Annotated in this window: 1 protein-coding gene; it reads right to left on the bottom strand. The window is 58.5% G+C overall.

Annotated features, from left to right (window positions below; translation table 11 throughout):
- Positions 1-1,449 (bottom strand): autotransporter outer membrane beta-barrel domain-containing protein (locus CUZ56_RS14815; RefSeq protein WP_126981190.1); only part of this gene is annotated, 1,449 nt, incomplete at both ends.

Here is a 1,449-nt window from a genome sequence, read left to right as displayed (position 1 = left end):
TCCCGGCTCTGGTTGCCAAACTGTCCTTCGTAGCCGGCACTCAGCCTCATATCGGGCCTGATCTGATAGGTGCCGCCAAGACCAACAATGGCACTGTCACGGTCCACCCGCGTGCCGTCCACGTTATAGGTGGTACCACCCATGAAGTTCAACCGTGCATGGGGTGCTACATCGCCTATGTTGTGCTGCCAGCCCAGGTGCCCGTCTATGCTCGCCTTGTCATTGAGCTGCCACTGACCGCGTACCCCGGCTGTCGTGGTCACCAGGTGATCGGAACTGCGGTGCCCCTGAAGCATGGCCTCGCTGCCTTCTTCGGTAAAACTCTCTGCCGTGATTCTTTGATAGGCCACGTTGAGGAACGGGGTGACGCTGGCCTGCTCTGTCAGCTCAAATGTGTGGCTGCCTTCCACATAAGCCTGAACGCGCCCGCCACTGTAGCTGGCCTGGTTTTTGGAGGAAATGCTGCCTACGTTGACGTAGCGGGTGGTATCTATATCAAGCCAGCTGTAGCCTGCTGCTGCCCTGATGTCGATCGGACCGGCACTGGTCCGCCCGTAAGCCAGCAGATGTACCATATTGATGTCGGCCGCAGAGTTGCGGGTGCTGCGGGCTTTGATGTCGGTTTGCTCATAGCCCATGGCCAGACCTGCGGCTGTGGTACCGTTGTCATAGATATCGGCTCCTACCAGCACGCCCCAGCCCTGGGTTTCGAGCTTGGCCGCGTTGCCGTCGTTTTTAAGGTGGCCATCATAGCCCCAGGTACTGACCCACAGCGCACGTTTGGCTTCGGGCAGGTCGGCATCCGGCACGGGGCTGCGATACAGATGCTCGTTGATGGCATCCCTGGCATAGCGATTGGTGAGCACAGCGCTCTTGGCGCTGCCATGGATTTCCCCGCTGAGGTTGGCAAAAGCATTCAGGGCCGAAAGGCTGTCCATGCTGACAACGGTATCGTAAATGGCATTGCCATTGCCAAGGCTTTCAATGCCCTTGCCGGTATTGTTTTCGTTGTAAGTGCCTCCGGGCAATTCATCAAAGCCCACATCGTTGCGGCTCATGGTCAGCCACACCTGGTTTGAGATGTCGTAATTGACGGTTTCTGTCAGGAAGGCCAGGTTGCTTGTGACGCTGCCGAACTGGCCTGTCACACCGCCATCGGTATCGATGATGAGGTATCTGGTACTGGTGTTCCAGCTGCCTGCGCCAGCCAGTATCCCCAGTTTGGCACCAGAATCGATGGTCACGGTCCCGGTGCCGCCCAAAGCAGAGTTGGCGACCAGTTTGTCTGCCGTGCCGTCCGGGTTGACGTCAATCTGATAGGTGGAGCCGCTGTTGAAAATGGCATCCGCCACCGTCAGCGTACCAACCGAATTGCCCGGAGACAGGGTGCCGCCATTGTTGATGGTGGCTGTGCCTAAAATACGGCCATGTCCGGCCAGCGTGGCGCCG

The sequence above is a fragment of the Saezia sanguinis genome (genome assembly GCF_003991585.1).
In the GTDB taxonomy this organism is placed as follows: domain Bacteria; phylum Pseudomonadota; class Gammaproteobacteria; order Burkholderiales; family Burkholderiaceae_C; genus Saezia; species Saezia sanguinis.
Note: the sequence above shows the minus strand (reverse complement) of the source record. Positions and strands in the feature narration are given on the sequence as shown.